We start from the raw sequence: 25,441 nt of genomic DNA, 5'->3' as shown, positions 1-25,441 counted from the left end.
TCAACCCAACCTCATCAAGAAATCTTATTTAACCATAAAGAATTGAGCGATAATTAGAAATTCGATCAGGAAGTGGTATAGCTCGATCGAACTTCTAATAATAATTCCAGATTTATTCAAAAAAAAGGATTAATGATTGTCAGTTTTTCTTCGATGACTAAACCATGTTGCATATCTTCTGAATAAATCACATCCACAGAAGAAACTAATGCACAAGAAATAATTAAACTATCCCAATATGAAAAATTATATTTTTTTCTAAGTTCACAAGCATTTTTCATTTCCCTTGATGTTAGACAAATAATGTAACATTGTTCTTCAAATTCCTCGATAATCTGAAATATTTGAGTATCAGAAAAATTAGCTTTTCTTTTCAGTACAGAGCAAGTTTCTGTGATCACTTGAGTACTAATAATAATATTAGGAGAATTAGTTAAATTAATAGCTATTTCTCTTTTTCTTTTATATAAAAAAGGATCTGATTTTGTATCATAAAGAAGCCGATAAAGCCAAATATTGGAATCTATAAAAATTTTATTATCTGTCATTAATATCCTCTCTTGTTAAGTCTTTCCAATTATCAACTATCACAGGATTTTCAGCTAATTCATCCATTAATCGTCTTTTTTTTATCGGCTTAATAATAACTTCAACTTCTAATTCTTCTGTCAATTTTCCATTATACTCTTGAGGAATTAAAATCATTCCTTGATTAATTTTTGTGGTAAATTCAATAGTATTTATATTCAACATAAATTTAATTTATAGTCAATAAATAATATTATATCATCAATATTTTTGGTGGAGATGGGCAGAAAATTTTTCTGTCCCTACATTTTTCCCGTAGGGGTTGAACAATGTTCAATCCAAGCTCATCAAAAAATCTTGTTTAAACATGAAGAATTGAGCAATAGTTAGAAATTCGATCACGAAGTGGCGCAGCTCGATCGAGCTTAAAATATAGTATCATTACGAATAATTAGACTAAAATATATCGGTAAATTTAGGATTTTTTGTTCTATGTCAAAACTGCAAAATTTAAAATCATTCGTTCATCAATCCTTAAATAAACTATCGAAAGCTAATGTAAAACTCGCTTATAAATTTATTAGCACACAAGTTATTAATCAAGTTGATATTATACAGATATAATATTACTATATCCTCAGATTATTGATATATAATGCACGTTATTTCCCGTAAAATATTACGTCAATTTGCCCACAAATATCCCGATAGTGAAAAGTCATTAACTCGTTGGTTTAAAATAGTAGAAAAATCTCAATACATTTTAAAACATTTGGGTTACAATAAACAAACATGGAAAAATTAGCAACACTATCCCCCAATATCAAGACTTCTTGGAAGATTATCTCCCCCATCTTGACAATTCGTAATGAACAAGACTACGATCGAGCGATCGAACAAATGAATATTTTAATTGACGAGATAGGCACAAATGAAAATCATCCTCTTTATAATCTACTTGATACTTTAGGTATATTAATTGAAGTTTATGAGCAAGAAAATTATCCAATTCCTAATTGTGATAGTAGTGAAATTTTAGCTTATTTTATGGAAGAAAACGCTTTAAATTATTCAGATTTGCCTGAAATTGGAACGCCAGAAATGATAGAAGCAATTTTAAATAATTATCAATCTTTAAGTATTGAACAAGTAAAATTGTTAGCAAAAAGATTCAATGTTTCTCCCACAGTTTTTTTATAATTTTTTAAGAAAATATATAATTTTTTGTAAATTCCATCACAAAGTAGCATAGCTCGATCGAACCTAATTAAACTCGATCGATTTTCCTCAAATTTTTCATCATTTTTTGGTGGGGGTGGGCAGAAAAATTTTCTGCCCCTACATTTTTCCCTGTCTCATCAAGAAATAGTATTTAAACTCTATCTATAGAGAGAAAAATAGGAGCTATTTTGATGATTTTTGTATTTATTACTATTCATTATTCACTATCAACTATTCACTATCTACAGTTTTGTACCGCATTCAGGACAGAAACTATTATCAGCGTGGTTTCTTGTACCGCAATTAGTACAAATAACCATTTCTTTAGTTAAGCCGTCTTCGGCTTTTTTGGGCAAACCTAACATTTGAGCGTTATTTTTACCCGGTGCAATCATAGGATAACAATTTTCGTCTCGTGTAACGTAAACATTTAATAGCACAGGACCATCATGAGCTAACATTTCAGCGATCGAATCTGATAATTCATCACGACTGCTAACCGTCATACCTTTAACACCGAAAGCCTCAGCCAACATCTCAAAGTTAGGCATTCCCGCTTCCATATTAGAGGCGGAATAACGCTCACCATAGAAGGTTTCCTGCCATTGACGCACCATGCCCTGCCAACGGTTGTTAATGATCACGGTTTTAGCTTTAATGTTGTATTGTGCCAAAGTCGCTAATTCCTGTAAGTTCATCTGAAAACTAGCATCACCACTAATACAGATAACTTCTTCATCTCCTACCGCAACTTTTGCTCCCATAGCCGCAGGTAAACCAAAGCCCATAGTACCAAGTCCTGCGCTAGAAATCCAACGATTAGGACCTGTTTTGAGGAATTGTGCCGCCCACATTTGATGTTGCCCTACGTCAGTAGTGTAATAAGCATTGGGAGCTTGTCGCCCTACTTCCACAATCACTTCTTGAGGAGAAAGAGCATCTTCGGGATGGGGTACAATTAAAGGATAGTCTTGTTTCCATCGATCGATCCTTGCTAACCAATCTTTTGTTAAAGTATCATGGACAGGTAAATCTAACTCTCTGGCACGTTGTAAAATTTGTTCTAATACTTGACGTACATCTCCAACAATTGGCACTTCAGGACGGCGATTTTTACCTACTTCCGCAGGATCAATATCAATATGAATTACTTTTGCACGGGAAGCAAATTCATCTAATTTTCCTGTAACTCGATCGTCAAATCTTGCTCCCACCGCAATCAATAAATCACACTCACTGACAGCAAAATTCGCATAAGCAGTGCCGTGCATTCCCAACATACTCACAGAAAGGGGATGATGTTCGTCAAAAGCCCCTAAACCCATTAAAGTAGTGGTAACAGGTAACTGAAAACGCTCTGCTAACTCTTGAATTTGAGCATGAGCTTTCGATAAAATTGCACCACCGCCAACATATAGTAAAGGTTGTCTAGCTTCCGCAATCAATTCTACCGCCGCATTGATTTGACGGGGATTACCTTTCACCGTAGGGCGATAACCCGATAACTTGACTTCTCCCGGATATACAGGCACATACTCACATTCTTCTAAGCCCACATCCTTGGGAATATCCACCAAAACAGGACCTGGTCTTCCTGTACTAGCCAAATGGAAAGCCTCAGCGATAATACGAGGAATATCTTGGGCGGTACGAGCCACATAGGAATGCTTAACAATAGGTAAAGTGATGCCGAAAATGTCTGTTTCCTGAAAAGCATCAGAACCGATCGCATTTCGTGGCACTTGCCCTGTAATAATTACCATAGGGATGGAATCCATGTGGGCTGTAGCAATACCTGTTACCAAGTTAGTCGCACCCGGTCCCGAAGTACCGAAACATACACCCACTTTTCCAGTAGCACGAGCATAACCATCGGCCGCATGGGCTGCACCTTGTTCATGTCTGACGAGAATATGTTGAATGTCTCCTCTAGCTTCAGCTCGATAAACCTCATCATAGATGGGTAAAATAGCACCGCCGGGATAACCAAAAATATGCTTAACTCCGTGACGACAAAGGCTATCAATCAAGGCATAAGCACCAGAACACTGCATGGGAATGACATCAGTGGTTAGTTTGAAAGAGGGGATATTAGAAGCTACCATATATTTTAATTTTATTACTCCGTAACGATTCCTATATCTTCATTGTAGATTCCGTCACAGATTGTGGAATGAATTTTTGTTTATTTGTTACATATCTTTCTTAATTTTAATTTAACCACGAAGAATTAACAATCAGAATTGAGAATTGAGAATTGAGAATTTAGTTTCGCTATCGCTTATTCCTGAGTACGATATATTATAAAAATAAATTATTTTAGAGTTATTTAATAATACTTGAAACTTTATATATTGATACCAGTATTAGAAGAAATCCATAAAATTCGAGAAGAACACGCTAAATCTTTTAATTATGATTTACATGAAATTTGTAAAGATTTAAGAAAAAAACAAGTAGCTAAAAATAGAAAAATTATTACTAAACCCCTAATCAAATTAACTTCCTCAACTAAGTTTTAAGCAAGGAAACATCATTAATATCATATCCGATGTAAAAAATTTGCTTCTGTTTTTTATCTGTTGCCAAATCTGCTTTTCTCTTTTTTCGTAGGGGTTGAACAATGTTCAACCCTGACATCATCATTCTACTTAAATGCAAACTAGCTTATAATTAATTATTATTCCAAAAAATAAGGCTTAATTTTTTATTTAGTACTTATTGTATTATTATAATTAATATCATTAAATGCAGATTAACAAAAAAGAAAATGATTGGGGACTACTCTTAAAAATTGCCCCTTATGCTAAACGAAATTCATCTATTTTATTAATATCTTTAGTTCTTTTAATTCCTTTATCTTTAGCAGGTGCTGTGCAACCTCTGCTTGTAGGTCAAGCTATTTCTTTACTAAGAAATGAGCCTACATGGTCATTTTTAAGCTCTTATTCTGTATCTAATGCTTTAAAATTACTTAGTTTTATTCTCTTAATTTCTATTATTATTAGAACTGCTTTTCAAGCGGTACAAGGTTTTTTAGTGCAAAAAGTTGGGCAGGAAATTACGGCTTTTATTCGAGAAGATTTATTTAATCATGTGACTTCTTTATCTTCTAGTTTTTTCCATAAAACTCCTGTAGGTAAATTAGTTACTCGCATTACTAATGATGTGGAAGCCTTGGGAGATGTGTTTGCTACAGGTGCGATCGGAATTTTGAGTGATTTAGTGGCAATTTTAGTCATTATTTTGACGATGTTTTCTTTACAGTGGCAGTTGGCTTTAATGTTGGTGTTGATGCTGATTCCTGTCACTGCCTTAATTATTTATTTTCAAAAACAATACCGTAAAGCTAATTATGTGGCTAGGGAAGAATTATCAGTTCTCAACTCCATGCTACAGGAAAATGTGGTAGGTATCAATGTTGTGCAATTATTTGGTAGAGAAAAATACAACAGTGAAATTTTTAGGGTTACGAACGATCGATACCGAGTAGCCATTGATAAAACCATTTTCCATGATTCGGCGGTATCCGCTACCCTCGAATGGATTTCCTTGGTTGCCATTGCCGGGGTGTTATGGTTAGGAGGGTTATTAGTTTTAGGAAATAACATCAGTTTTGGTATATTATCCGCTTTTATCTTATATTCTCAACGATTATTTGATCCTTTACGTCAATTTGCTGATAAATTCACTATGTTTCAATCGGGTTTTACTGCGATCGAGCGTATCACCGAATTAATGAGTATTCCCTTAGAGATAAAAGACAGAGTTGATAACATTAGCTTCGATAGTAACAAAGAAGACGAGAAAATAGGAGAAATCAGATTTGAAAACGTTTCTTTTGGCTATAAACCCGATGAATATGTCTTAAAAAACCTCAATTTCACTATTAAATCTGGAGAAAAAATCGCCCTAGTCGGACCCACAGGGGCTGGAAAAAGCTCTATAATTAGGTTATTATGCCGTTTATACGAACCCACCCACGGACGGATTTTAGTGGACGGTATCGACATTAGAGACATCACTCAAGCCGAATTAAGAAGCCATATCGGGGTAATTTTACAAGAAAGTTTTATCTTTGTCGGGGATGTCAAACGCAATATCACTTTAGGGGAAGAATATCCTTTTGAGGAAATCAAAAAAGCCGCCGAAATCACCAATATAGACAAATTTATTCAAGGGCTTCCCGAAGGATATGACACCCAATTAAGGGAGAGAGGAGCGAATCTTTCGGGGGGGCAAAAACAACTATTAGCCTTTGCCAGAGTTGCCATTCGTAACCCAAACATCTTGGTTTTAGACGAGGCAACCTCCAGTTTAGATGTGGCGACAGAAGCGGATACTCAACAAGCCTTAGATAAATTATTAGTCAACAAAACTGCGATTATTATTGCCCATCGTCTCTCGACTATTCGTAATGTCGATCGAATTTTTGTCTTAAAACACGGGGAGTTAATTGAGTCTGGTAATCATGATCAATTATTAACAGAAAATGGACTTTATGCCAGTCTTTATAAACTGCAAATGTTAGCTACTGTATGATCACGAGATTAGAGGATTGGGAATAAGGAGTTAGGAATAATGATAAAATATATACTATTTTGAAAAACTAAATGTATATGAAAGTCAGTGAATTTTTACCTCAATTAAATAGATTATCTCGGATGGAAAAGCTGAAAATTATCGAATTTTTAGCATCCTCTTTGGCTGAAGATGAACAAATAAGCGAATTAAAACCTAACACTACTTATCCAATTTGGTCGCCTTTTGATTCTCATAGTGCTTCTCATCAGTTAGCTAGTTTATTACAAGAGGAACAAAGTTCAGAAAATGCCTAATTATCAAAGATTTTCTTATCAGGAAAAAATCGATCGCTTTGGAGTTGCCGATTATGTTCCCATGTTACCATTGCAATTACAATATCAAAGCAAGGAAAATATTGAGGTATTAGGATTGTTAGACACAGGAGCAAGTGTAAATGTTTTACCTTATCAAATAGGTTTAGAATTAGGTGTTATTTGGGAAGAACAAAATTTATCTATTTCTCTGGGGGGTAATTTAAACTCAGTGGAAGCTAAAGGCTTAGTTATATCAGGAATTATTGCTAATTTTCCTCCTCGGCGCTTAGTATTTGCTTGGGCTAAATCTAATGATATACCTCTACTTTTAGGGCAAATGAATTTTTTTAGGGAATTTGATGTGTGTTTTTATGGCTCAAAATTAGCTTTTGATATTGCTTTAAAATCTGAATAGACATCTGGTAAATCTTTTCGTGAACAAATTGATTAATTTTTACTTGGTATTTGGATTTTTTAGCCACTTTTTCTTAAGTTCTCCAAACTAGATTCTACATCAATTTCTTGATCAATTTCCACCACTGTGTGCCATTTTTCAGGATTATCTTGATCATCGACATCAGCTAAACGCTCTATTGCTCTTTCTTCGGCTGATTTTTTCTTATTTTTTCCTTGATATTTAACCGTTAAAAATTCAACAAAATCTAAAATTTCTGCTTGTTTTTCTGGGGGTAAATATTGCATTTTTTCCGTAACTAAATCGATCGTACTCATTGAGATAAATAATTAATAGTAAAAATTTAAAGTATTGCCGTCAATTCTAACATAGCGATAATCTTATTTATATCTTTACTCGCAAGAGTATTGATTAGATAATTTTTAACGTGATTTAACAAAACGATCGATAATGTTATTCACAAAAGTTTCACCATCAATGGGAGGAGTCTGTTCAGAAATGGCGATCGCTTCTTCGATTTTGGCTTTTGCCTCTTGATTCCATTCTGTTAAACGAATATTCATAAAATAATCCTAATTTTCATACTCCCTAAATATTATAGCTCATGGTTTTTAGAGTAATGTCGATCGAATTCTTGTCCTCAAACACGGGGAATTAATCGAAGTTAAACAGCAATAGGAATATTGAAATATTGAGAAGCTGTTGCTTTGTCAGAATCAGGAAAAGGTAAATCAGTAATTGTTAATCCTTGTTTTAACTTCGACTGAAAATCTAAAATTTCAATCCCTACGATATTATCTTCTTTATCATAATCAATGATAATACCGTCTTTTATTTCATCGGAGTCATAAGAAGGAATATCCACTAAATCAAAATAAATAGCGTCTATATCATCGTCATATCTAACTTTCATATTTTCTTTTTAAACCTCTGTGAAAGTGAACTGTAATAATTCTAGGTGGGGTAGAATCAGACACCACAACCTTTAATACCCTATTATCAAAATCTTCTATCCTTTTATAGTAGTAAACTTTGTCTTCAATCACTTCACTATCGTCAGGATAATTAAGAGTTAGGAAAATCCACAACGGTTTAATTTCTATCCTTTTCTGTAGATTTTCCAATGTGTGCAATGTCCAAAAAAAATTTTTGTTTATGTCATTAATCTCATTTAGTTTCACTTCCTAAATATTTAATCTTTGGAGGTGATTAATTAATTAAACTTTGAAATTCAGGTTCATTTCTTACTAAATCAAAATCTGAATCAGTTTTAATCTTTTCTCTATATTTTTTGTCCAATTTAATCGCTTGTTTTAAACTTCCCAACGCATCACTAGAATTACCCAATAGTGCATAACAACTAGCTATAGTATAAATAATATCTGAATTGTCTTTTTGATACACAAGAGCTTGGTTATAAAGTTCGATCGCTTTATAATATTTTTTCGTATCATAGTAAATATTACCCTGAAAAATTAAAGCCTTATAATTAGTAGGATCATTGTAAAAAGCATTTTTGAAAGAAGTTATAGCTTGATTATATTTTTTTAGGAAGTATAGCGCGACACCTTTGTTTAACCATGCAATAGAATTATTAGGCTCATAAGATAACACTTTTTTATAAGATTCGATCGCTTTTTTGTATTCATTTAATTCCATAAAAGCATTACCTGTCTTTTCCCATATTTCGGGATGATTAGGTTCATAGGTTAAGAATTTATTATAGTTCTCAATTGCTTTTTCATACTGATTTAATTGGTCATAAGTAACACCCAGATTACGGTAAACAACAAAATAATCAGGGTTAATTTGAATGGCTTTTTCATAGGCATAAATAGCCTCATCTAGTTTATTGATATAAGATAAATCAGTTCCTAAATTTTCCCATGAAACATAATCATTAGGGTTATATTTTAAAACAGTTTTACTATCTTCAACAGCTTGTTGGTACTTTCCAGTTTTACTATACAACAATGCTCTATTATAGTAACATTGACTAAAACTTGGTTGAATTTCAATACATTTATTGAAGTCATTTAGGGCATCTTTATATTCTTGAAGATAGAAATGTGATAAACCTCTATTATTATAGGCAAAATATTCTTGTGGATTAATTTCTATTGCCTTAGTTGAATATATTATTGCACCTTTATAATCTTGTTGAATACCTTTTTTATATCCTTTTTCAGCATAAATATGAGAATAGTCTAGGTCATAATAGTTATCATTAATTTCAATTGCTGTTAAAAAGTCTGTAATTGCTTGTTCATTATTTATACTATGTGCATACACTTTGGCAGGAAACAGATTAAATATAAGACTCAGAAGAATAGCACAAGAAAGTATGATCTTAAAAAATTTCCGTTGCATTATTTCAATTTATTTCCACAAATTACGATGTACTAAAGATTATACTTTGAATGTACATAAGTGAATCAATTTACAAAACGATCGATCATATTATTAACAAAAGTTTCACCCTCAATAATCGTTTATTCATAACCTAACCTACCAAACTTTTGGTTTAAACTTACTATCATTAAGAATAACTACATCATCTCCTGATGGTGCTATAACAAATAACCCTTTACGATAAGCATAACGAGCGGAATCCGAAGGCACAACCATCCCGGCTACTGCACCTAATAAGTTTACATCTTGATAACGGGGAAAAAAGTGTTTAAATTTTGCTAATCTTTCTAAATGTTCATCCACATCGGGTTGAGTCAGTTTACTTTTAACTTCAATGGCGATGGCTTCTGTGGTATCTACTACTAATAGATCAATTTCGATACCTTCTTCTCCTCTTTGGGATGACATTTCAGCATGAAATTCTCTAACAGCAATACCTCTTTCTTTAAATAATCTTACACAGGCGGGGCGTATTTGCCACTCGACAAACTCCCCTAAACGATTCCCTAATTTCCCTATTTGTTCGTTAACTTGTTGAATTTGTCGATCAGTTTTTTTACTTTGTTCTTTTAGTAACCGCTCTGTTTCTTGTAAGCGTCGATCGGTTTCTTTTTGTGATTCAATCAATTCTGCTAGTAAACGCCAAACATCATCTGCTGTAGTTGCCATAATTATTTTCTGCCATAAAAATTATATTAACACCTAAATTTTATTAATTCCTAATTCTTAATTCCTAATTTTTAACGTACATTAGCAAACTTAATTTTAAGATAATCGTCCTCCATTTTTGCACCAGAAGGACTTAACGCCGCTAAGGCTTGAGGAAGTACTAAATTTCGGCGATGATTGCCAATTCTTACGTTTAATTCATCCCCTGTTTTATTCAGTTTAATTTGTTCTTTGGGAATACCGGGTAAATAGAGTTCGAGACTATAATTATTCTGTTCTTGAACAACTCTAATAGTATTTTCTGCATAATAAACTTTACTGGGATCTTCATCACCTTGATATAGAGTATCTTTTAATCTTTCTAAGGCTTTTAATCCACACATTTCCTCAGAAAATAAAGGCACTTCTTTCACTGGTAAAGGGTGAAAATTATCATAGATTTCTTGTTTATAAACTGCTTGATTTTCTTTCCATTTTTTGAAAAAAGGGTCTTCCACTTCTTCAGGAATGATACGGTTAGCGATGATTAAGTCCGTTGAAACATTATATAAACTTAGATAAGCATGGGCGCGTAAGGACTCCTTGATTACCATTTTTTCAGGATTTGTTACCAATCTTACAGAAGTTTGCACATTATCAGTTAATACTTTCTCTAAGGCTTCTATCTGTTGATAAAACTCATAGGGTGCGTCCATGACTTCATTGGTAGGGAGAGAAAATCCAGCGATCGGTTTGAAAATAGGTTCAAATAAAGGACGTAAAGCGGCGGACATGGTTTGAAAAGGTTTATAAAATCTTCTCATATACCATCCACTGACTTCAGGGAGGCTTAATAACCTTAATGCTGTTCCCGTTGGTGCAGAGTCGATAATTAAGACATCAAAATCTCCCTCGTCATAATGTCTTTTCATGCGGACTAAACCAAAAATTTCATCCATACCCGGCAAAATAGCTAATTCTTCCGCCTGTACTCCGTCTAGTCCTCTAGCTTGTAAGACTTCTGTTATATAACGCTTGACTGCTCCCCAGTTACCTTCTAACTCCATAAGTGCGTCTAATTCTGCACCCCAAAGGTTATTAACGACAGGTTGAGGTTCATGTCCTAATTCCATATCGAAACTGTCGGCTAGAGAATGGGCTGGGTCTGTACTTAGTACAAGAGTTCTGTAGCCTAATTCAGCACATTTAAGTCCTGTAGCGGCGGCAACGGATGTTTTTCCTACGCCTCCTTTTCCTGTCATTAAAATTACACGCATTGCTTTAGTTATGATGATAATTGCTCTTTCTTCTTAGAATATAACGTTTTGTTACAATATTTGGGGAAGCTCGATCGATAACATTGTCCAATCATTTCGATCGTTCTTATTCAAAAATTTGACTTTTTTTCACGCAAAGACGCAAAGACGCAAAGAGAATTCAATGATTAAAATGATGCACTCTTGATTATCCATTACTTGTTACTTTCATCAAAAAACTTTTTTAATAATATCTATTTATTAAGTTGTCATTAAATTTATAATAAAATCCATATTAATAAGTTAAACCAAAAAAAGTATCAATTATAATTATTTTTTACTTTTGTATTTTTTATGACTCTAATTTTTAAATAAGTAAATTGTTGATTCTTCAAACTATTTGTTATAGTAGGGTATCGTGATTTTTTTAAAGAGTGTTAAATAGTTATTATGATCGATGATAAAGATAAACGGGATAAAGAAAATTTTATGTTTCCTCATACTTCTTATCGAGGAGAGTTTACCCCAGAAAATTTGATGTTTAATGCTAATTTACAGGAATTTGCTCAAAAAGTAAGTTATATTTGTAATTTAGAAACTAATGGAAAAATTCCGCCTCAAGTAGCTTATAAACAAATTAAAGAGTTATGGCAAGATATAAAACAAAGTATTAAAAATTTGGGGCTTAATGAAAAATAATTAGAAATTACGGACTCATAATGAGATTTTCTCAACCTATATATTTCTGTTATATAAGTTCGTAGTAAGCCTTTTAAGGCTTATTAATAAATGGCTAAAATCATCACTATAAAATTCTTTAATAAATGATTATCTAAACTTAATATAAGTCCTAATAAGAATAATATTTAAAGTATTTCTTGGGGTAATTCTTGATTAAATTCTGCTTGAAAAATATTTTGATAGTAGTGCAAACTTAGGGCGATTAATCCTAATCTGGCTTGAGATAAACTAATATTTTGTTGTAGAGTTTCCCCCCAAATACGACTAGATGATTCAAATTCTAATATTTTTTGACTGAGATTATTTAAAGCATTGTTATAGTTGAGTTTTTGATTATTTATTTTTTCGCTAATAATTATTAATTCTCTGATTAATTTTTGTTCATTATTGCCTGATTTTAATAAAGGTTTATAATTAATTATGTTTGGTATTTTTATTTTCCATTGATTAATTTTTAGATCTAATTTATCAAGGGTTATGATATTATCTCTCTGGGCTGATTTTAAGAGAGAACAACATCTAGTATGGATATAAATATTTGTAAAAGTTACTTGTGTTTTGTCTATTTTTATGTTAGTATTTAGACTAAGTTTTAAAGGATAAAATTGATTTAACCAGTGGTTTAGGAAGAGATCGAGTATGACAAATTCTAGCCAACCGTTGTCAGATATTCTGATCAAAAAATATTCTTTTAAGTTCGATCGAGCAGAGCGACTTCGTGATCGATCTAAATTATTAACAAGATTTTCAGCTATTAATAAGGGAGATTTTTGTTGAATTTTAGCTAACTGTAAAGCGATCGAACTTTTATAAATAAATTGCTCTTTATTTTTACTTAATTCTACAGAAAAATTAAGCCCTAATAAATCATAAATACTAGATATTTCTTGTTTAATAAAATGAGATATTGCAGGATTTAGAGGAAATTTTAAAAGATCATTCATGGAAATTTTATAGTTCACAGATGGTATTGTAAAGATTTATTCTCATTTATAGATAAAATGTTAGATGTTAGATCGAACTCGATCGAACTATATTGAACTTTTATCGGAAGTATTTATGACTAAGAAATTTAACTCGAAAGTATATGTAACTTTGAGACCTTCAGTTTTAGACCCAGCAGGTACAGCGGTAGAATCAGGATTACATCAATTAGGCTATGAAGGAGTAGAAAACATCAGAATTGGCAAATATATTGAATTGACTATCTCTGCTGACAGCGAAGAATCCGCCGATAAACAAATCCATGCAATGTGTGATCAACTTTTAGCGAATCCTGTTATTGAAAATTATACTTTTGATTTAGTACCTTTTCCCCAAGACTAAATTGTGATCATTATTTAATTAATTATATAGAGGTTTAGAATGAAATTTGGTGTCGTAGTGTTTCCCGGTTCAAATTGCGATCGAGATATAGCAATGGTAACGCAAGGAATCTTAAATCAACCAACCCGTATGATATGGCATCAAGAAACAGATATTGATGATATTGATACCGTTGTTATACCCGGTGGCTTCAGTTATGGTGATTATCTTCGTTGCGGTGCGATCGCAAGGTTTTCGCCAGTAATGAAAAGTATAGTCGAACACGCCCAGAAAGGGAAATTAGTCCTAGGAATTTGTAACGGTTTTCAGGTTTTGACGGAAGTTGGCTTGTTACCCGGTGCATTAACTCGTAATCGAGATTTACACTTTATCTGTGATCAAATTCCCGTGAGAGTAGAACATAATAACTCCCTTTGGACAAAAGGCTATGAATCAAAAGAAGTAGTTTGTTTTCCCATTGCGCACGGGGAAGGCAATTATTATGCTGATGAAGATACCCTCAAGGAATTAGAAGATAATGAACAAATCTTATTTCGTTATTCTAGCCCCGAAGGACACATAAATTCAGAATATAATCCTAATGGTTCGTGTCAAAATATCGCTGGAATTACCAACAAACAAGGTAATGTTTTAGGGATGATGCCCCATCCAGAAAGAGCGAGTGATAATGCTTTAGGATTTACGGACGGAAAAGCCTTATTTGCTAATTTAGTTTAATAAAAATAGGGTATTTTAATAGGGGAAATTATACTCTCAATTTTCCCTAGTTCGATCGATTTATCATATTAAAGACATTTTTTTTGAGTATAGTTATACAAAATAAATAATGAATGAAAATTATCAACCATTAGAAAATGAAGCCCACGCTATTAATATTATTGATAGTGATGTTCATAGATTTTATGTTGAACAATCTATGTTTAAATTAGGGCATTTAATCGAGGGGATAAAATGCAAATTAATTGATACTTCTCGGAGTGATTTATCTAAAGAAAATATGAATTTGAGTCGTAAAAAATGGATTAATGATGGGGTTGAAGTGGAAGTTTTAAAAGTAGGGGCTTTAGGTTGGCAAAAAGGCAAGTTAAAACTAAAAGTTACCGTTGAATTTTCTCCTGATGAATCTTAATTAGGGGTTGCTTAAAAAGTTTTTTGATGAGGGTGGGCTGAATGATATTCAGCCCCTACGCTTTATATATTGTAAAGGTTGAACACTGTTCAACTCTTCTTTATTTCGTGACTTCTATAATTATCAGTAGGTAGTTGTAAGGAAGATATTTGATTTTTTTTGTCATTGATTCTCGAATTTTACGCCCCTACCTAGAATTGTCCAAGTAGTTTAACTTCAGGATGTAACAAAATTGACCATTTTTCTTGTACTTGTTCTTGTACATGGTTAATTAAGGTAAAAATGTCCCTAGCGGTAGCATTTCCTGAGTTGATGATGAAGTTAGCATGACGATGCGCTACTTGCGCGCCCCCAATTTGATAACCTTTCAAGCCGATATTTTCAATTAGCCAACCTGCGGCTTTCGGTTGAGGGTTGCGAAAGACACTACCGCAACTGGGTTTGTCGTAAGGTTGAGTACTTTTTCTCTTTCTAAAGTTATTGGTGGTAACTTCTAACATTTTCTCTCTTGTCATGCCAGATGTTAACGCTAGGGTGGCTTTTAACACTAAGGCTTGTTCTTTTTGTAGTCGTGACGATCGATAGTTATATTGTAAGTCTTCTTTGGACAAAATTTCGATCGAACCATCTCCATAAGCTACCACCGCATTAATTAAAATATCAGACATTGAGCCTTCATGAGCTCCAGCATTCATCACCACTGCACCGCCAATTGTACCCGGAATACCTACAGCCCAATCTAAACCTTGCCAACCTCGTTTCGCCGTTTTCCATGCTAATTTCGGCAGGGGGTATCCTGCACCCACTGTCACGGTGTTATTTTCTTCGTCAATGGCACATTCTTTGAGGTGACGGGTATTTAATACTAACCCTTCCACACCTCGATCGCTAACCAGTAAATTTGAACCACCTCCCATACAAATAAAAGGAATTTGTTGTTTTTGTATCCATTCAAACACCGCTTGAATATCATCCCATGATTTCGGCTCAACATACCATTGAGCATTTCCCCCCACTCGATAGGAAGTATAGTTGGATAAAGCAACGGATTGATGTATTAAACACTCTGTGCCGGGTAAAGAAATAGTTTTCATAGTTGATAATTTGTTAATGATGAAAGTTAAGAAAGGAAAATAAAAATTCAATAATTTGTTTTGTAGTAAGGGCTTCAGCCCTCGTTTTGCCCATCAGAAGTCAAACACTCATTGCAAGATATAGTAATCTTTAAAATAGAGCTAATTTTGTTAGGCAACTTGAGCTAGATTTGATGTATCAAGTTGAACTAATTTAGGGATGATTTGATTAAGATTTCCTGCACCTAAAAATAAGGTTAAGTCGTCAGATTGTAAAAAGTCAGCTAAAAATTCTGTCATGGTAGATAGTTGGGGATGGTAGTAAACTCCATGATGATACTTCTTGATTTTCTCTACTAAGGTTTCTCCCGTAATTCCTTGAGAGTTGGTTTCCCCTGCGCTGTAAATGTCCGTAATAATTACCACGTCTGCTTCCGTGAAACATTGAGCAAATTCTTCTAAAAAGGTGGCAGTGCGACTATAGCGGTGAGGTTGAAAGATAGCGACTAATCTTTGCGCTTGATATTGGGGTAATCTCGATCGAGCGGCTTGTAAAGTGCAACGAATTTCGCTAGGATGGTGAGCATAATCATCAATTAATGTGCCACCGTTATAAGTACCTTTATACTCAAATCTTCTTTTTGCCCCTTCAAAACTACTCAAGGCTTGGGCAATGATATTGAATTGTAACCCTAATTTCCGTCCGAGCGCGATGGATGCTAAGGCATTACTAATATTATGATCTCCTGACAAAAGTAGGGTAATATTACCTAATAAACGACCATTTTCCCAAATTTGTGCTTCACTACCATAGGGATTATGAACAATATTTTTAGCGATATAATTAGCTGAAGAATCACCATTGAGGCTATAAGTAAGATCAGCTTTAATGTTTTGTTTAACTACAGGGCAATCAATACAAGCAATGACGATATTGGATTGAGCCGAAAATTCTTGAAAAATATTGACTAACTGATCTAAAGATTGATAATGATCAGGATGATCCAATTCTATATTAGTAATGATACCAAAATGAGGATGATGTTTGATTAAAGAACCATCTGATTCATCGGCTTCCGCTACTAAATAAGGACTTTTGCCTAAACGAGCATTGCCTTCCCAAGCGCTCACTTCTCCCCCTATAATAACGGTAGGGTCTAAACCGCATTCTAACAACATATAAGCGATTAAACTGCTGGTAGTAGTTTTGCCATGAGTTCCAGCAACGGCAATACTCTGATAATCTTTAATTAAAGCGGCTAATAAGTCTGAGCGATGATAGATAGGATAGCCTTTTTCGATGGCGCTTTTATATTCACAATTATGATTATTGATGGCGGTAGAACAAACAATCTGAGGATCATAGTTACTACTTAAATGATGATCAGGAAGATTTTCTTTTAAATACTGAGTTTTGTTTAATTGTTCAAAATTTTCTGAGGTTTGGCTGGTAAAAATTTGGGCGCCCACTCCTTCAAGTCTTTCGGTAATGTGACTAGCACGAATATCTGAACCTGATACGGGTAAGTCTCTTTTTGCTAAAATATAGGCTAAGGCTGACATTCCTATACCGCCGATGCCGATAAAATGAAACGGCTTTCCCTGCAAATCTATTTCTTTCATAGCTATATTCTCCTGCACACCAAAATAAGTAGTAACTATAATTTTGCTTTAATGATATACTGATTTTTGTAAATCATACCAGCATTGTTGTTTTATTGTCGATCGAATTAATTATCAATTTTTACTAAAGTTCTAATCAATATTTTTTCATAATTAAATTTGTTTGTTTATATCTGATTTACTTATTAATGATATTTTTCTCCCTATTAAAACAAAGGCTTAATATAACATAAATAATCAATATAGCTTAATTTTTCCTATTTGTCTGGCAATAGTTAATTTAATTTTATCGTCTCAAAGATAATTAATCCCTCTTTTTTTCCCTCTTAAAAACGGCATGATTGATACAAATGTTTTAGAATCAGATTTAATTAAATGTAATCAAAGGTTAAAAATTAATCCTTTTGCCCCTCGAATGTATATTTATCGGGGTATGATTTATTTTAAATTAACACGATTTCAGGATTCTTTAATGGATTTTAATAAAGCAGAGGAATTAAACCCCCAACTAACTCCTTATCTGTGGCAAAGAGGCATTACTTATTATTATCTGCAAAAATACGCCAAGGCGGCGAGACAGTTTGAAGTTGATTTAAGTGTCAATTCTTTGGATATAGAGGAGACTCTTTGGCATTATCTTTCTATTGCGCAACTGGAAAATGCTGATTCTGCCAGGGATTGTCTATTACCTGTTAAGTATGATCCTCGATCGTTCATGACTTCAATATATCGACTTTTTGCGGGGAAATCAACCATACAAACTATCATTAATAATGCCAATACCAAAGATATAAGAGAAATGTTTTATCTTAATTTTTATATTGGCTTATATTATGAAGCACAAAGAGAGCAAAGTAAATCTTGGTTTTATTTGAATAAGGCTATTTCCCATAAAATTGATGATTATATGTGGTATATTGCTTGTGTTCATCAACAATTAACAATTAGCAATTAAGTTACGACACAACCAAAATCTTTTTTCAGCAACCCCTAATTATTTGATGAGGTAACAAAGCAATCTTCAAAAACTTGTAGATAATTGTCGGCGGTTTTTTGCCAACACCAGTATTCTTGAGCAAAATTAGCAACTTTTTCTCTTAAATCGATTAACAATTGCGGATTTTTGATAATTTCCTCTGTTTTGTTATGCCATTCTTCTTCTGAATGAGGTTTATTCACCTCTGCTGAAAATATCATGTTTTGTAATTGAGGATATTGATCAGCACTTTCTCTACTTACAAAAGCAGGAGTACCACAAGCCATAGCTTCTTGAATCACGAGGGGAAAAGCCTCGCCACTACTAGGTAATATGAGTAAATCTGCCATTTGATAAACAGGAGTTAAGGCACTTTTTTCTAAATTTTCCCACCCATAAACATTGGATAAACCCCAATTTTTTGGGTTTAAACTACCCCATCCCACAAAAACCCACGTTATTTGTTGATAATTTTTAGCTAATTTTTCGAGTAAATTTAAGCCTTTTTTTTCCACAAAACGCCCCACAAAAAGAATGGTTAATTTATCTAGGGGTAATGCTAATTCCTCTCTAACTTTTATTCTTGCTTCTGTGTCAACGGGATAAAAAATATTAGTATCCACCCCATTAGGAATAAATATCTGTTTTTGCTTAAATTTAGGCTTTAATTTTAACCAATATTCTTCTATTACTTTACTACAAAAAATCACTCGATCGACCCTAGTTAAGATAAATTTTCCTAGGGTATAATTAACTAACTTTAAGAGAAAACAAAAAACAGGATTACTGAAGGGAATAAAGCCAATATGCTGAGTAAGAATTATCGGTTTTTTTTGTTGTTTTGCGATATAAAAAGCAAGAATATTGCCTAGATAAATATATTCGTGAATATGGATTATATCAACTTGTTTAATTTGTCTCCATAGTTGTCGATATACCTTAACAATATTCCAGATAGGATAAGCAAAACCTAGTTTTTTTTCGATGATATTATTAGACTCGATCGAGATACATTGTAAGTTATCATGAAAATTAGGACAAGAATCATTATTACTAGCCATCCACGTTACTTCTAATCCTTGATGACACCATCGAGAAATCAATTCTCCCGCCACAATTTCCACTCCTCCCCGATGTGCCGGAAAATAATGAGTAACGACTAAAATCTTCATAACATCATTGATTATTTACTAGGTAATTTCTTTTTATTAAAGCTCCAATTTTTATGAAAAATATAGTTAAGAGGAGTTAAAATAACAATCAAAATCATATTAGCATATAAGTACCAAATATTAACAAAATCTACTAAAATATACATAGCACAAAGGTTGATAATATAACTAGATAACATCACGCTATAATATTTCCAAAGTTCACGCCAAAATAACTTTTTTTGAGTCTGAAAAGTATAGTATTTATTTAAGGCAAAACCAATAAAATTAGTAACAATAATCGTAATAACACTAGAAATTAAATAATTGATATGCAGTAGAGAAGTGAGAAGATACATTAAAATTAAACTTAAACCAGCACAGAAACCTCCTACTCCTAAAAATTTAAAAATTCGCAAATTTACAAAAGTTTTAATTTTTTCTATCATCTTTAAAATAAGTTTTAATTTTTATTTAATATAGCAATCATCAATAATTTCTGAGCAATAAAATGTTAGCAAATAATCTTAAATTATTAATCAATTCTCAATTCTTACCTCAATTATCTAAATACATCAACTGATGGTAATATATATTATGGACTTTTTAACGATCGAAAATAAAAGATGGTAAGCGATAATTTTTCATGGTTACATCGAGGCATTAGTGATATTTTTCCTCATCAACCCGAATCTGATAATATTAATGATAATTTAGAACAACTTTGCACTAGGATCGATCGACCTTTAAGGGTAAAATTAGGAATTGATCCTACCGGTACAGACTTACATTTAGGTCATAGTATCCCATTTCGTAAACTAAGAGCATTTCAAGATCAAGGACATACTGCCGTTGTCATTATAGGAGATTTTACCGCACAAATAGGCGATCCGACCGGAAAAGATAAGGTAAGAAAACAGCTTACATCGGAAGAAGTTAAGGAAAACGCACAAACCTACCTTAATCAACTACGCCCAATTTTAGATTTTGATACGCCCGATCGACTGGAAATAAGATATAATTCCGAATGGTTATCAAGCCTTAACCTCGCAAAAATTCAAGAATTGTTAGCCACCATGACAGTACAACAAATGTTAGCAAAAGAAGGCTTTAACAATCGCTACACCCAAGAAACCCCCATTTATCTCCATGAATTTCTCTATCCTCTGATGCAGGGTTATGACTCCGTTGCCGTCAATGCAGATGTAGAGTTAGGGGGTACAGATCAAAAATTCAACATTGCCGTTGGGAGAGATTTACAAAAATATTTCGGACAAAAACCCCAATTTGGTGTCTTATTACCTATTCTCATCGGCACAGACGGCGAACAAAAAATGTCAAAATCTCTTAACAATTATGTAGGTTTAAAAGAAGATGCCTTGTCGATGTATTCTAAGTTAGAAAAAACTCCCGATGCTTTATTAACAAATTATTTCGAGTTATTGACAGATTTCCCTTTAAGTGCTATACCCGAAAATCCCAGAGAGGCACAAAAATTATTAGCCGTCGAAGTAGTATCTCAATATCATGGTAAAGAATCCGCATTAACTGCCCAAAAAACTGCCTTAGAAATCGTCAGCAATCAAAATCTGGCAAATGCTGAAGCTGTACCCGAATTTTCCCTTGATAATGTAGAATTTCCTGCTAAATTGTTTTATATTCTTAATGCCAGTGGCTTAGTTAACAGTAGCGGTGACGGTAGAAGACAAATTCAAGGAGGAAGTGTTCGTTTGGATGGCGATCGAATTACAGACCCGAATTATACCATTGAAAATGCCACAGAATTAAGTAATAAAATAATTCAAGTAGGCAAGAAAAAATTTATCAGACTAATTTAAGAAACCTCTAAATCTTTGTTACTTTTAGTTTCTTAATTAATGTTATACTCAGTAAGAAAATAATTTAATATTGATAAAAGTTACTCATAAAACATATATAATAAATAAGAGTTTCATCGATGGTATGGACTGAATAATTAAACCCATATATAAACAGTTTTAGTTGAATAAAGTTTAACTAAAAAAAGAAAATATGAGGAAAGTAATTAATTGGCAACCTAAAAGTAAATCGCAGAAACAATAATTAAAATAGCTGAGACTTTAGGTAAATTTATTGAAACTATTGTTGATGAAGCTATTAGAAATTATATAGAAAAAAATGAGAAAAAACTGTAATCAAAAAAGATTCTTTAATAGAATTATTTTCTGGTAAATCAGAGTTAGCCACTGAATCAGAAAAAATTTTAGTGCAAGAAATTACGACAAAATGAGGCTAAACATTGTTCGACTTTTGAGATAAAACCATAACAATTTATTAAGTGGAGTAAAATTAATGACTAAAATTCTAATTGTGGAAGATGAAAAAGAAATTAGAGAAAATATAGCCCAAATATTGCAGTTAAATGACTATGAAACCATCTCTGCGGATAACGGTAAAAATGCTTTAGATTTAGCCATCAAATACTTACCTGATTTAATTATTTCTGATATAATGATGCCTTATATGGATGGTTATGAGTTTTTAGAAAACTTGAGAAAAACAGAAAAAATTTCTATCATTCCCTGTATTTTAGTTACTGCAAAAGTCGAAAAAAAAGATATTCGTCAAGGAATGGAATTAGGTGCTGATGATTATTTAACTAAACCATTTACACCCGAAGAATTATTAAATTCCGTCATCTCAAGATTGGCAAGACATCAACATATAACGGAAACATTTGATGTCCAATTAGAAAAAAATCAAGAAGTTATTACCAAGATTAAAAAAAATGTTAATGAGAAAAATAAAAGACTAAAAACTCATGAAAATTTAATTAATCTGAAAGATGATATTCTGGAAAAATTGATTATAAATTTGAGCAATCCTCTTAATAATATGAATATTGCTATAAAAATGTTAAGAGAATCTGATAACGAAGAAAAACAGCAATTATATCTTCAAATTTTACAGGATGAATGTGCTAAAGAAATAGAGATACTAAATGATACAAAAGAATTATGCAAAATATTAACCACAGAAAACATTAAAGTATTGCAAAAATTTAATTTGTTAAAACCTTAAGAATTAAGAATTAAGAATTAAGAATTAAGAATTAACAAAGTATCTCCCCCTAGTCTTCTAGTCTTCTAGTCTTCTAGTCTTCTAGTCTTCTAGTCTTCTAGTCTTCTAGTCTTCTAGTCTTCTAGTCTCCTCATCATTTATACTTTTGCGTTTCACAAAAAATAAAGAAAGTCACCGTTGGTTGTAAAATACTTTAGGATTAATCTTCTGATCATCAATCAATCAATAATTAATATAGTAAAATGATAGAACAAAAAGGCGTAACAATCTGGTTTACTGGACTTAGTGGTGCGGGTAAGACTACCATTAGTGAGCAGGTAGCAATAAAATTAAAAGAACAAGGTTACAAATTAGAAGTATTAGACGGGGATATTGTTCGTACTAATTTAACTAAAGGTTTAGGTTTTAGCAAGGAAGACAGAGATGAAAATATCCGTCGTATTGGTTTCGTTTCTAATTTATTAACTCGTAATGGCGTTATTGTTATTGTATCGGCGATTTCTCCTTATCGTGATATTAGAGAGGAAGTGCGAGGCAAAATTGGCAATTTTGTTGAAGTTTTCGTCAACGCACCTTTAAATGTCTGTGAGGATAGAGACGTTAAGGGTTTATACAAAAAAGCTCGATCGGGCGAAATAAAAATGTTTACTGGGGTAAGCGATCCCTATGAAGCGCCTTTAAATCCTGAAATTGAATGTCGCACTGATTTAGAAGAGTTAGAGGAAAGCGTCAATAAGGTATTTGAAGGTTTAGAAAAACTTGGTTATTTGCGTCAAACGGCAACGGTTTAAGACTTAACTTTATTAAGATGATAAATCATGGTGGGCATTGCCCACCCTACTGAGGAAATATTGATGGAAAATCTCTATTTTGATTGGTCTAATTCTTGGATAACTGCGGTTATTATTAATACTATCCTCATCGTTATTGCCCTAATCTCTCCAAAAAAACTCTTAACGGTGATGGGTTATCTTCATGGTTGGGTTTTGGGAGTGATTGTTTGGGGTAGTTTACAATGGCAGGGTTATCTCGTCGTAATGTTCTATTTTTTAGTAGGCTCTGCTATTACTAAAGTAGGTATAAAACAAAAAGAAGCAGAAGGTATTGCAGAAAAACGATCGGGCATGAGAGCGCCAGCGAATGTTTGGGGTAGTGCATTAGTGGCAACTATTTGTTGTTTGGGATTTGTGTTTCTTCCTTCTTGGCAGTCGTTTTTTTTAATTGGTTATGTGGCTAGTTTCGCTACTAAATTATCGGATACTTGTGCTAGTGAAATTGGTAAAGCCTATGGTAAAAGTACTTTTTTAATTACTAATTTTCAACCTGTGCCGAGGGGTACAGAAGGGGCAGTTAGTTGGGAGGGTACTTTGGCTGGAATCGTTGCTAGTATTTCGATCGCACTTGTGGCATGGCAAATAAATATGATCGATTTTATCGGGGTAATTATCTGTATAATTTCGGCGTTTATTGCCACTAATTTAGAAAGTGTAATTGGGGCAACTTTACAAACAAAATTTGATTGGTTAACTAATGAATTTGTCAACGTTTTAAACACTTTAATCGGGGCTTCGATCGCAATTTTATGTAGTTATGTTTATCTAAATAATTTTAGCTTTTAATTCTTAATAAAAATCATGAAAAAAATATTAGTCGTTTTAACCAGTGTCGCAAAATATCCTAACTTAAATCGAGCTACAGGATTATGGTTAGGGGAAGCAGTGCATTTTGCCGAAAAAATGGAATCCGCAGGATACGAGATAGATTATGTTAGTCCTTTAGGCGGTTACGTTTCGATCGATCCCCATAGTTTAGCTTTAGCAGAGTCGATGGATTGGGAATGGTATCAGAAGAAAGAATTTATGAATCGTTTAGGTAACACGTTAAACCCTGCACAAATCAATCCTGATGATTATATTGCCATTTATTATGCAGGTGGTCATGGAGTAATGTGGGATTTTCCTGACAATGAGACTTTACAGTCAATTACCCGTCAAATTTATGAAAAGGGAGGCTATGTGAGTTCTGTCTGTCATGGAGTCGTAGGGTTACTCAATATTAAATTATCCGATGGTAATTTATTGATTAAAAACAAAACAGTGACCGGATTTTCTAATGAGGAAGAAAAACAGGTAGAATTAGAAGATATTGTACCATTTTTAACGGAAACAGAATTAATTGCTAGGGGAGCAATTTTTGAAAAAGCCCTCGAACCTTGGGCAGTATTTGTATTAGAAGATGATAGAATTATCACAGGACAAAATCCTGCATCTAGTAGAAAAGTTGCCGATGTATTGATTGCTTCATTAACAAAAAAATAATCTTTTTATGAATAGTTAAAATTACCAAATTTCTGTTAAGTCTAAAGTAAAATTCGGTAAAATTTCTTCTCCTTTAATATTAAGAGGAGATTCTAATATTTCTACTGCTTGACAAGGGCGATAAATTTCGATTATTTTACGATTAGGATCAATTAACCATCCTAATTTAGCACCATTATCCATATATTCTCGCATTTTTTCCTGAATTTTAGCTAAATTATCGGAAGGTGATCTCAATTCCACCAAAAAATCAGGGCATAACGGCAAAAATCTCTCTTTTTCCTCATTTGTCAGATTATCCCATTTATCCATCATAACAAAAGAAGCATCAGGAGATCGATCGCTTCCATTAGGAAGTTTAAAACCTCCTGAAGAATCAAAGATTATTCCCAATTTATATTTTCGATTCCATGCGTTTAGTTGATAAATCAAATCAGCATTTCGTTTGCTGGTTAATCCTCCCATTGGTGACATAATCATTAAATCTCCGTTGATATTCCGTTCAAATTTTAAATCTCGATGTTTACTACACAATGACAAAAAATCATCATCACTCAATTTTAAATCCAATTCCAAAGGCGTTGATAAATAAACCATACATCTCCATTAGTAAAATATAGTTATTTGTCCAATTTCATCATAGTATTTTTTTTGGCAATATAAATTTACGACCACTTAATATATAAGTAGTTACTGCTGATATACAATGAACGCCTATTTTTTAAC

31 protein-coding genes are annotated in these 25,441 nt (G+C 33.0%); 16 read left to right on the top strand and 15 right to left on the bottom strand.

Features of this window, described 5'->3' with window-relative positions:
• Positions 1–116: 116 nt before the first annotated feature.
• The gene (locus SYN6308_RS19000; RefSeq protein WP_017296042.1) at positions 117–548 is read right to left on the bottom strand and encodes a PIN domain-containing protein; all 432 of its coding nucleotides are present in this window, start codon (positions 546–548) and stop codon (positions 117–119) included.
• Entirely contained in the window at positions 538–753 is a 216-nt protein-coding gene (locus tag SYN6308_RS18995) for a hypothetical protein (RefSeq protein WP_017296041.1), read from the bottom strand. The genes SYN6308_RS19000 and SYN6308_RS18995 overlap by 11 nt, the downstream gene beginning before the upstream one ends.
• Before the next feature lie 430 nt (positions 754–1,183).
• Here SYN6308_RS18995 and SYN6308_RS25205 point away from each other — a divergent pair, with 430 nt between their 5' ends.
• The gene (locus SYN6308_RS25205; RefSeq protein WP_017296040.1) at positions 1,184–1,333 is read left to right on the top strand and encodes a hypothetical protein; all 150 of its coding nucleotides are present in this window, start codon (positions 1,184–1,186) and stop codon (positions 1,331–1,333) included.
• On the top strand, positions 1,321–1,728 hold the full coding sequence (locus SYN6308_RS25670; RefSeq protein WP_017296039.1) for a helix-turn-helix domain-containing protein: 408 nt from the start codon (positions 1,321–1,323) through the stop codon (positions 1,726–1,728). The genes SYN6308_RS25205 and SYN6308_RS25670 overlap by 13 nt, the downstream gene beginning before the upstream one ends.
• A gap of 263 nt (positions 1,729–1,991) precedes the next feature.
• On the opposite strand, the gene ilvB is transcribed toward SYN6308_RS25670, so the two are convergent.
• Complete coding sequence (ilvB, locus tag SYN6308_RS18980) at positions 1,992–3,854, bottom strand: biosynthetic-type acetolactate synthase large subunit (protein ID WP_017296038.1); 1,863 nt, start codon at positions 3,852–3,854, stop codon at positions 1,992–1,994.
• Between the two features lie 234 nt (positions 3,855–4,088).
• On the opposite strand from ilvB, the gene SYN6308_RS18975 reads away from it, so the two are divergent.
• From SYN6308_RS18975 to SYN6308_RS18955, 4 genes are all read left to right on the top strand, one after another.
• Positions 4,089–4,271: a hypothetical protein gene (locus tag SYN6308_RS18975; RefSeq protein WP_017296037.1), complete on the top strand. Its 183-nt coding sequence runs from the start codon at positions 4,089–4,091 to the stop codon at positions 4,269–4,271.
• 226 nt (positions 4,272–4,497) lie between these two features.
• The gene (locus tag SYN6308_RS18965; RefSeq protein WP_017296035.1) at positions 4,498–6,291 is read left to right on the top strand and encodes an ABC transporter ATP-binding protein; all 1,794 of its coding nucleotides are present in this window, start codon (positions 4,498–4,500) and stop codon (positions 6,289–6,291) included.
• A gap of 77 nt (positions 6,292–6,368) precedes the next feature.
• On the top strand, positions 6,369–6,587 hold the full coding sequence (locus SYN6308_RS18960) for a hypothetical protein (protein ID WP_017296034.1): 219 nt from the start codon (positions 6,369–6,371) through the stop codon (positions 6,585–6,587).
• Entirely contained in the window at positions 6,580–7,002 is a 423-nt protein-coding gene (locus tag SYN6308_RS18955) for a hypothetical protein (protein ID WP_017296033.1), read from the top strand. The genes SYN6308_RS18960 and SYN6308_RS18955 overlap by 8 nt, the downstream gene beginning before the upstream one ends.
• Positions 7,003–7,061: 59 nt before the next feature.
• On the opposite strand, the gene SYN6308_RS18950 is transcribed toward SYN6308_RS18955, so the two are convergent.
• The 6 genes from SYN6308_RS18950 to SYN6308_RS18920 form a co-directional block, all read right to left on the bottom strand.
• On the bottom strand, positions 7,062–7,319 hold the full coding sequence (locus tag SYN6308_RS18950; protein WP_017296032.1) for a DUF2281 domain-containing protein: 258 nt from the start codon (positions 7,317–7,319) through the stop codon (positions 7,062–7,064).
• A 105-nt stretch (positions 7,320–7,424) separates the two neighbouring features.
• Positions 7,425–7,565 (bottom strand): hypothetical protein, encoded by a 141-nt coding sequence (locus tag SYN6308_RS25200; RefSeq protein WP_017296031.1) that lies wholly within the window; start codon positions 7,563–7,565, stop codon positions 7,425–7,427.
• Between the two features lie 101 nt (positions 7,566–7,666).
• Positions 7,667–7,915, bottom strand: a complete 249-nt coding sequence (locus SYN6308_RS23005) for a DUF2283 domain-containing protein (RefSeq protein WP_017296030.1) — start codon at positions 7,913–7,915, stop codon at positions 7,667–7,669.
• 296 nt (positions 7,916–8,211) lie between these two features.
• Positions 8,212–9,372 carry a tetratricopeptide repeat protein gene (locus SYN6308_RS18930; RefSeq protein ID WP_083879544.1) on the bottom strand — a complete coding sequence of 387 codons (1,161 nt, stop codon included), beginning with the start codon at positions 9,370–9,372 and terminating at the stop codon, positions 8,212–8,214.
• Positions 9,373–9,510: 138 nt separating this feature from the next.
• On the bottom strand, positions 9,511–10,083 hold the full coding sequence (locus tag SYN6308_RS18925) for a hypothetical protein (protein ID WP_017296027.1): 573 nt from the start codon (positions 10,081–10,083) through the stop codon (positions 9,511–9,513).
• A gap of 71 nt (positions 10,084–10,154) precedes the next feature.
• A complete protein-coding gene (locus tag SYN6308_RS18920; RefSeq protein ID WP_017296026.1) occupies positions 10,155–11,339 on the bottom strand; it encodes a TRC40/GET3/ArsA family transport-energizing ATPase in 1,185 nt (394 codons plus the stop codon).
• 429 nt (positions 11,340–11,768) lie between these two features.
• Here SYN6308_RS18920 and SYN6308_RS18915 point away from each other — a divergent pair, with 429 nt between their 5' ends.
• Positions 11,769–12,017: a DUF7219 family protein gene (locus SYN6308_RS18915; RefSeq protein WP_017296025.1), complete on the top strand. Its 249-nt coding sequence runs from the start codon at positions 11,769–11,771 to the stop codon at positions 12,015–12,017.
• A 167-nt stretch (positions 12,018–12,184) separates the two neighbouring features.
• Here SYN6308_RS18915 and SYN6308_RS18910 read toward each other — a convergent pair whose 3' ends face one another.
• On the bottom strand, positions 12,185–13,003 hold the full coding sequence (locus SYN6308_RS18910; protein WP_017296024.1) for a hypothetical protein: 819 nt from the start codon (positions 13,001–13,003) through the stop codon (positions 12,185–12,187).
• A gap of 115 nt (positions 13,004–13,118) precedes the next feature.
• On the opposite strand from SYN6308_RS18910, the gene purS reads away from it, so the two are divergent.
• The 3 genes from purS (at position 13,119) to SYN6308_RS18895 (ending at position 14,514) form a co-directional block, all read left to right on the top strand.
• The gene (gene purS, locus SYN6308_RS18905; RefSeq protein ID WP_026102167.1) at positions 13,119–13,385 is read left to right on the top strand and encodes a phosphoribosylformylglycinamidine synthase subunit PurS; all 267 of its coding nucleotides are present in this window, start codon (positions 13,119–13,121) and stop codon (positions 13,383–13,385) included.
• A 39-nt stretch (positions 13,386–13,424) separates the two neighbouring features.
• A complete protein-coding gene (gene purQ / locus SYN6308_RS18900; protein ID WP_017296022.1) occupies positions 13,425–14,102 on the top strand; it encodes a phosphoribosylformylglycinamidine synthase subunit PurQ in 678 nt (225 codons plus the stop codon).
• 109 nt (positions 14,103–14,211) lie between these two features.
• The gene (locus SYN6308_RS18895; RefSeq protein ID WP_017296021.1) at positions 14,212–14,514 is read left to right on the top strand and encodes a KGK domain-containing protein; all 303 of its coding nucleotides are present in this window, start codon (positions 14,212–14,214) and stop codon (positions 14,512–14,514) included.
• Between the two features lie 191 nt (positions 14,515–14,705).
• Here SYN6308_RS18895 and murB read toward each other — a convergent pair whose 3' ends face one another.
• Positions 14,706–15,608 carry a UDP-N-acetylmuramate dehydrogenase gene (murB, locus tag SYN6308_RS18890; protein WP_017296020.1) on the bottom strand — a complete coding sequence of 301 codons (903 nt, stop codon included), beginning with the start codon at positions 15,606–15,608 and terminating at the stop codon, positions 14,706–14,708.
• Between the two features lie 150 nt (positions 15,609–15,758).
• Complete coding sequence (gene murC, locus SYN6308_RS18885) at positions 15,759–17,210, bottom strand: UDP-N-acetylmuramate--L-alanine ligase (RefSeq protein ID WP_026102166.1); 1,452 nt, start codon at positions 17,208–17,210, stop codon at positions 15,759–15,761.
• Between the two features lie 337 nt (positions 17,211–17,547).
• Between murC and SYN6308_RS18880 the strand changes: the two genes are divergently transcribed.
• Complete coding sequence (locus SYN6308_RS18880; protein WP_017296018.1) at positions 17,548–18,165, top strand: tetratricopeptide repeat protein; 618 nt, start codon at positions 17,548–17,550, stop codon at positions 18,163–18,165.
• Positions 18,166–18,200: 35 nt separating this feature from the next.
• Here the strand turns inward: SYN6308_RS18880 and SYN6308_RS18875 are convergent, their stop codons facing one another.
• Both SYN6308_RS18875 and SYN6308_RS18870 read right to left on the bottom strand, forming a co-directional pair.
• Positions 18,201–19,358 (bottom strand): glycosyltransferase family 4 protein, encoded by a 1,158-nt coding sequence (locus SYN6308_RS18875; protein WP_017296017.1) that lies wholly within the window; start codon positions 19,356–19,358, stop codon positions 18,201–18,203.
• Positions 19,359–19,369: 11 nt separating this feature from the next.
• Positions 19,370–19,786, bottom strand: coding sequence for a GtrA family protein (locus SYN6308_RS18870; RefSeq protein ID WP_017296016.1), 417 nt, complete (start codon positions 19,784–19,786; stop codon positions 19,370–19,372).
• 177 nt (positions 19,787–19,963) lie between these two features.
• Here SYN6308_RS18870 and tyrS point away from each other — a divergent pair, with 177 nt between their 5' ends.
• From tyrS to SYN6308_RS18845, 5 genes are all read left to right on the top strand, one after another.
• The gene (gene tyrS, locus SYN6308_RS18865; RefSeq protein ID WP_017296015.1) at positions 19,964–21,175 is read left to right on the top strand and encodes a tyrosine--tRNA ligase; all 1,212 of its coding nucleotides are present in this window, start codon (positions 19,964–19,966) and stop codon (positions 21,173–21,175) included.
• Between the two features lie 493 nt (positions 21,176–21,668).
• The gene (locus SYN6308_RS18860; protein ID WP_017296014.1) at positions 21,669–22,397 is read left to right on the top strand and encodes a response regulator transcription factor; all 729 of its coding nucleotides are present in this window, start codon (positions 21,669–21,671) and stop codon (positions 22,395–22,397) included.
• Between the two features lie 245 nt (positions 22,398–22,642).
• Positions 22,643–23,188: an adenylyl-sulfate kinase gene (gene cysC / locus SYN6308_RS18855; protein WP_026102165.1), complete on the top strand. Its 546-nt coding sequence runs from the start codon at positions 22,643–22,645 to the stop codon at positions 23,186–23,188.
• Between the two features lie 63 nt (positions 23,189–23,251).
• Positions 23,252–24,016, top strand: coding sequence for a TIGR00297 family protein (locus SYN6308_RS18850; protein ID WP_040467421.1), 765 nt, complete (start codon positions 23,252–23,254; stop codon positions 24,014–24,016).
• Positions 24,017–24,031: 15 nt separating this feature from the next.
• Positions 24,032–24,715: a type 1 glutamine amidotransferase domain-containing protein gene (locus SYN6308_RS18845; protein WP_017296011.1), complete on the top strand. Its 684-nt coding sequence runs from the start codon at positions 24,032–24,034 to the stop codon at positions 24,713–24,715.
• 21 nt (positions 24,716–24,736) lie between these two features.
• On the opposite strand, the gene SYN6308_RS18840 is transcribed toward SYN6308_RS18845, so the two are convergent.
• Entirely contained in the window at positions 24,737–25,312 is a 576-nt protein-coding gene (locus SYN6308_RS18840; RefSeq protein WP_017296010.1) for a Uma2 family endonuclease, read from the bottom strand.
• Positions 25,313–25,441: the final 129 nt, after the last annotated feature.

The sequence above is a fragment of the Geminocystis herdmanii PCC 6308 genome (assembly GCF_000332235.1).
Classification (GTDB): domain Bacteria; phylum Cyanobacteriota; class Cyanobacteriia; order Cyanobacteriales; family Cyanobacteriaceae; genus Geminocystis; species Geminocystis herdmanii.
This window is presented reverse-complemented; position numbering and strand designations above follow the sequence as displayed.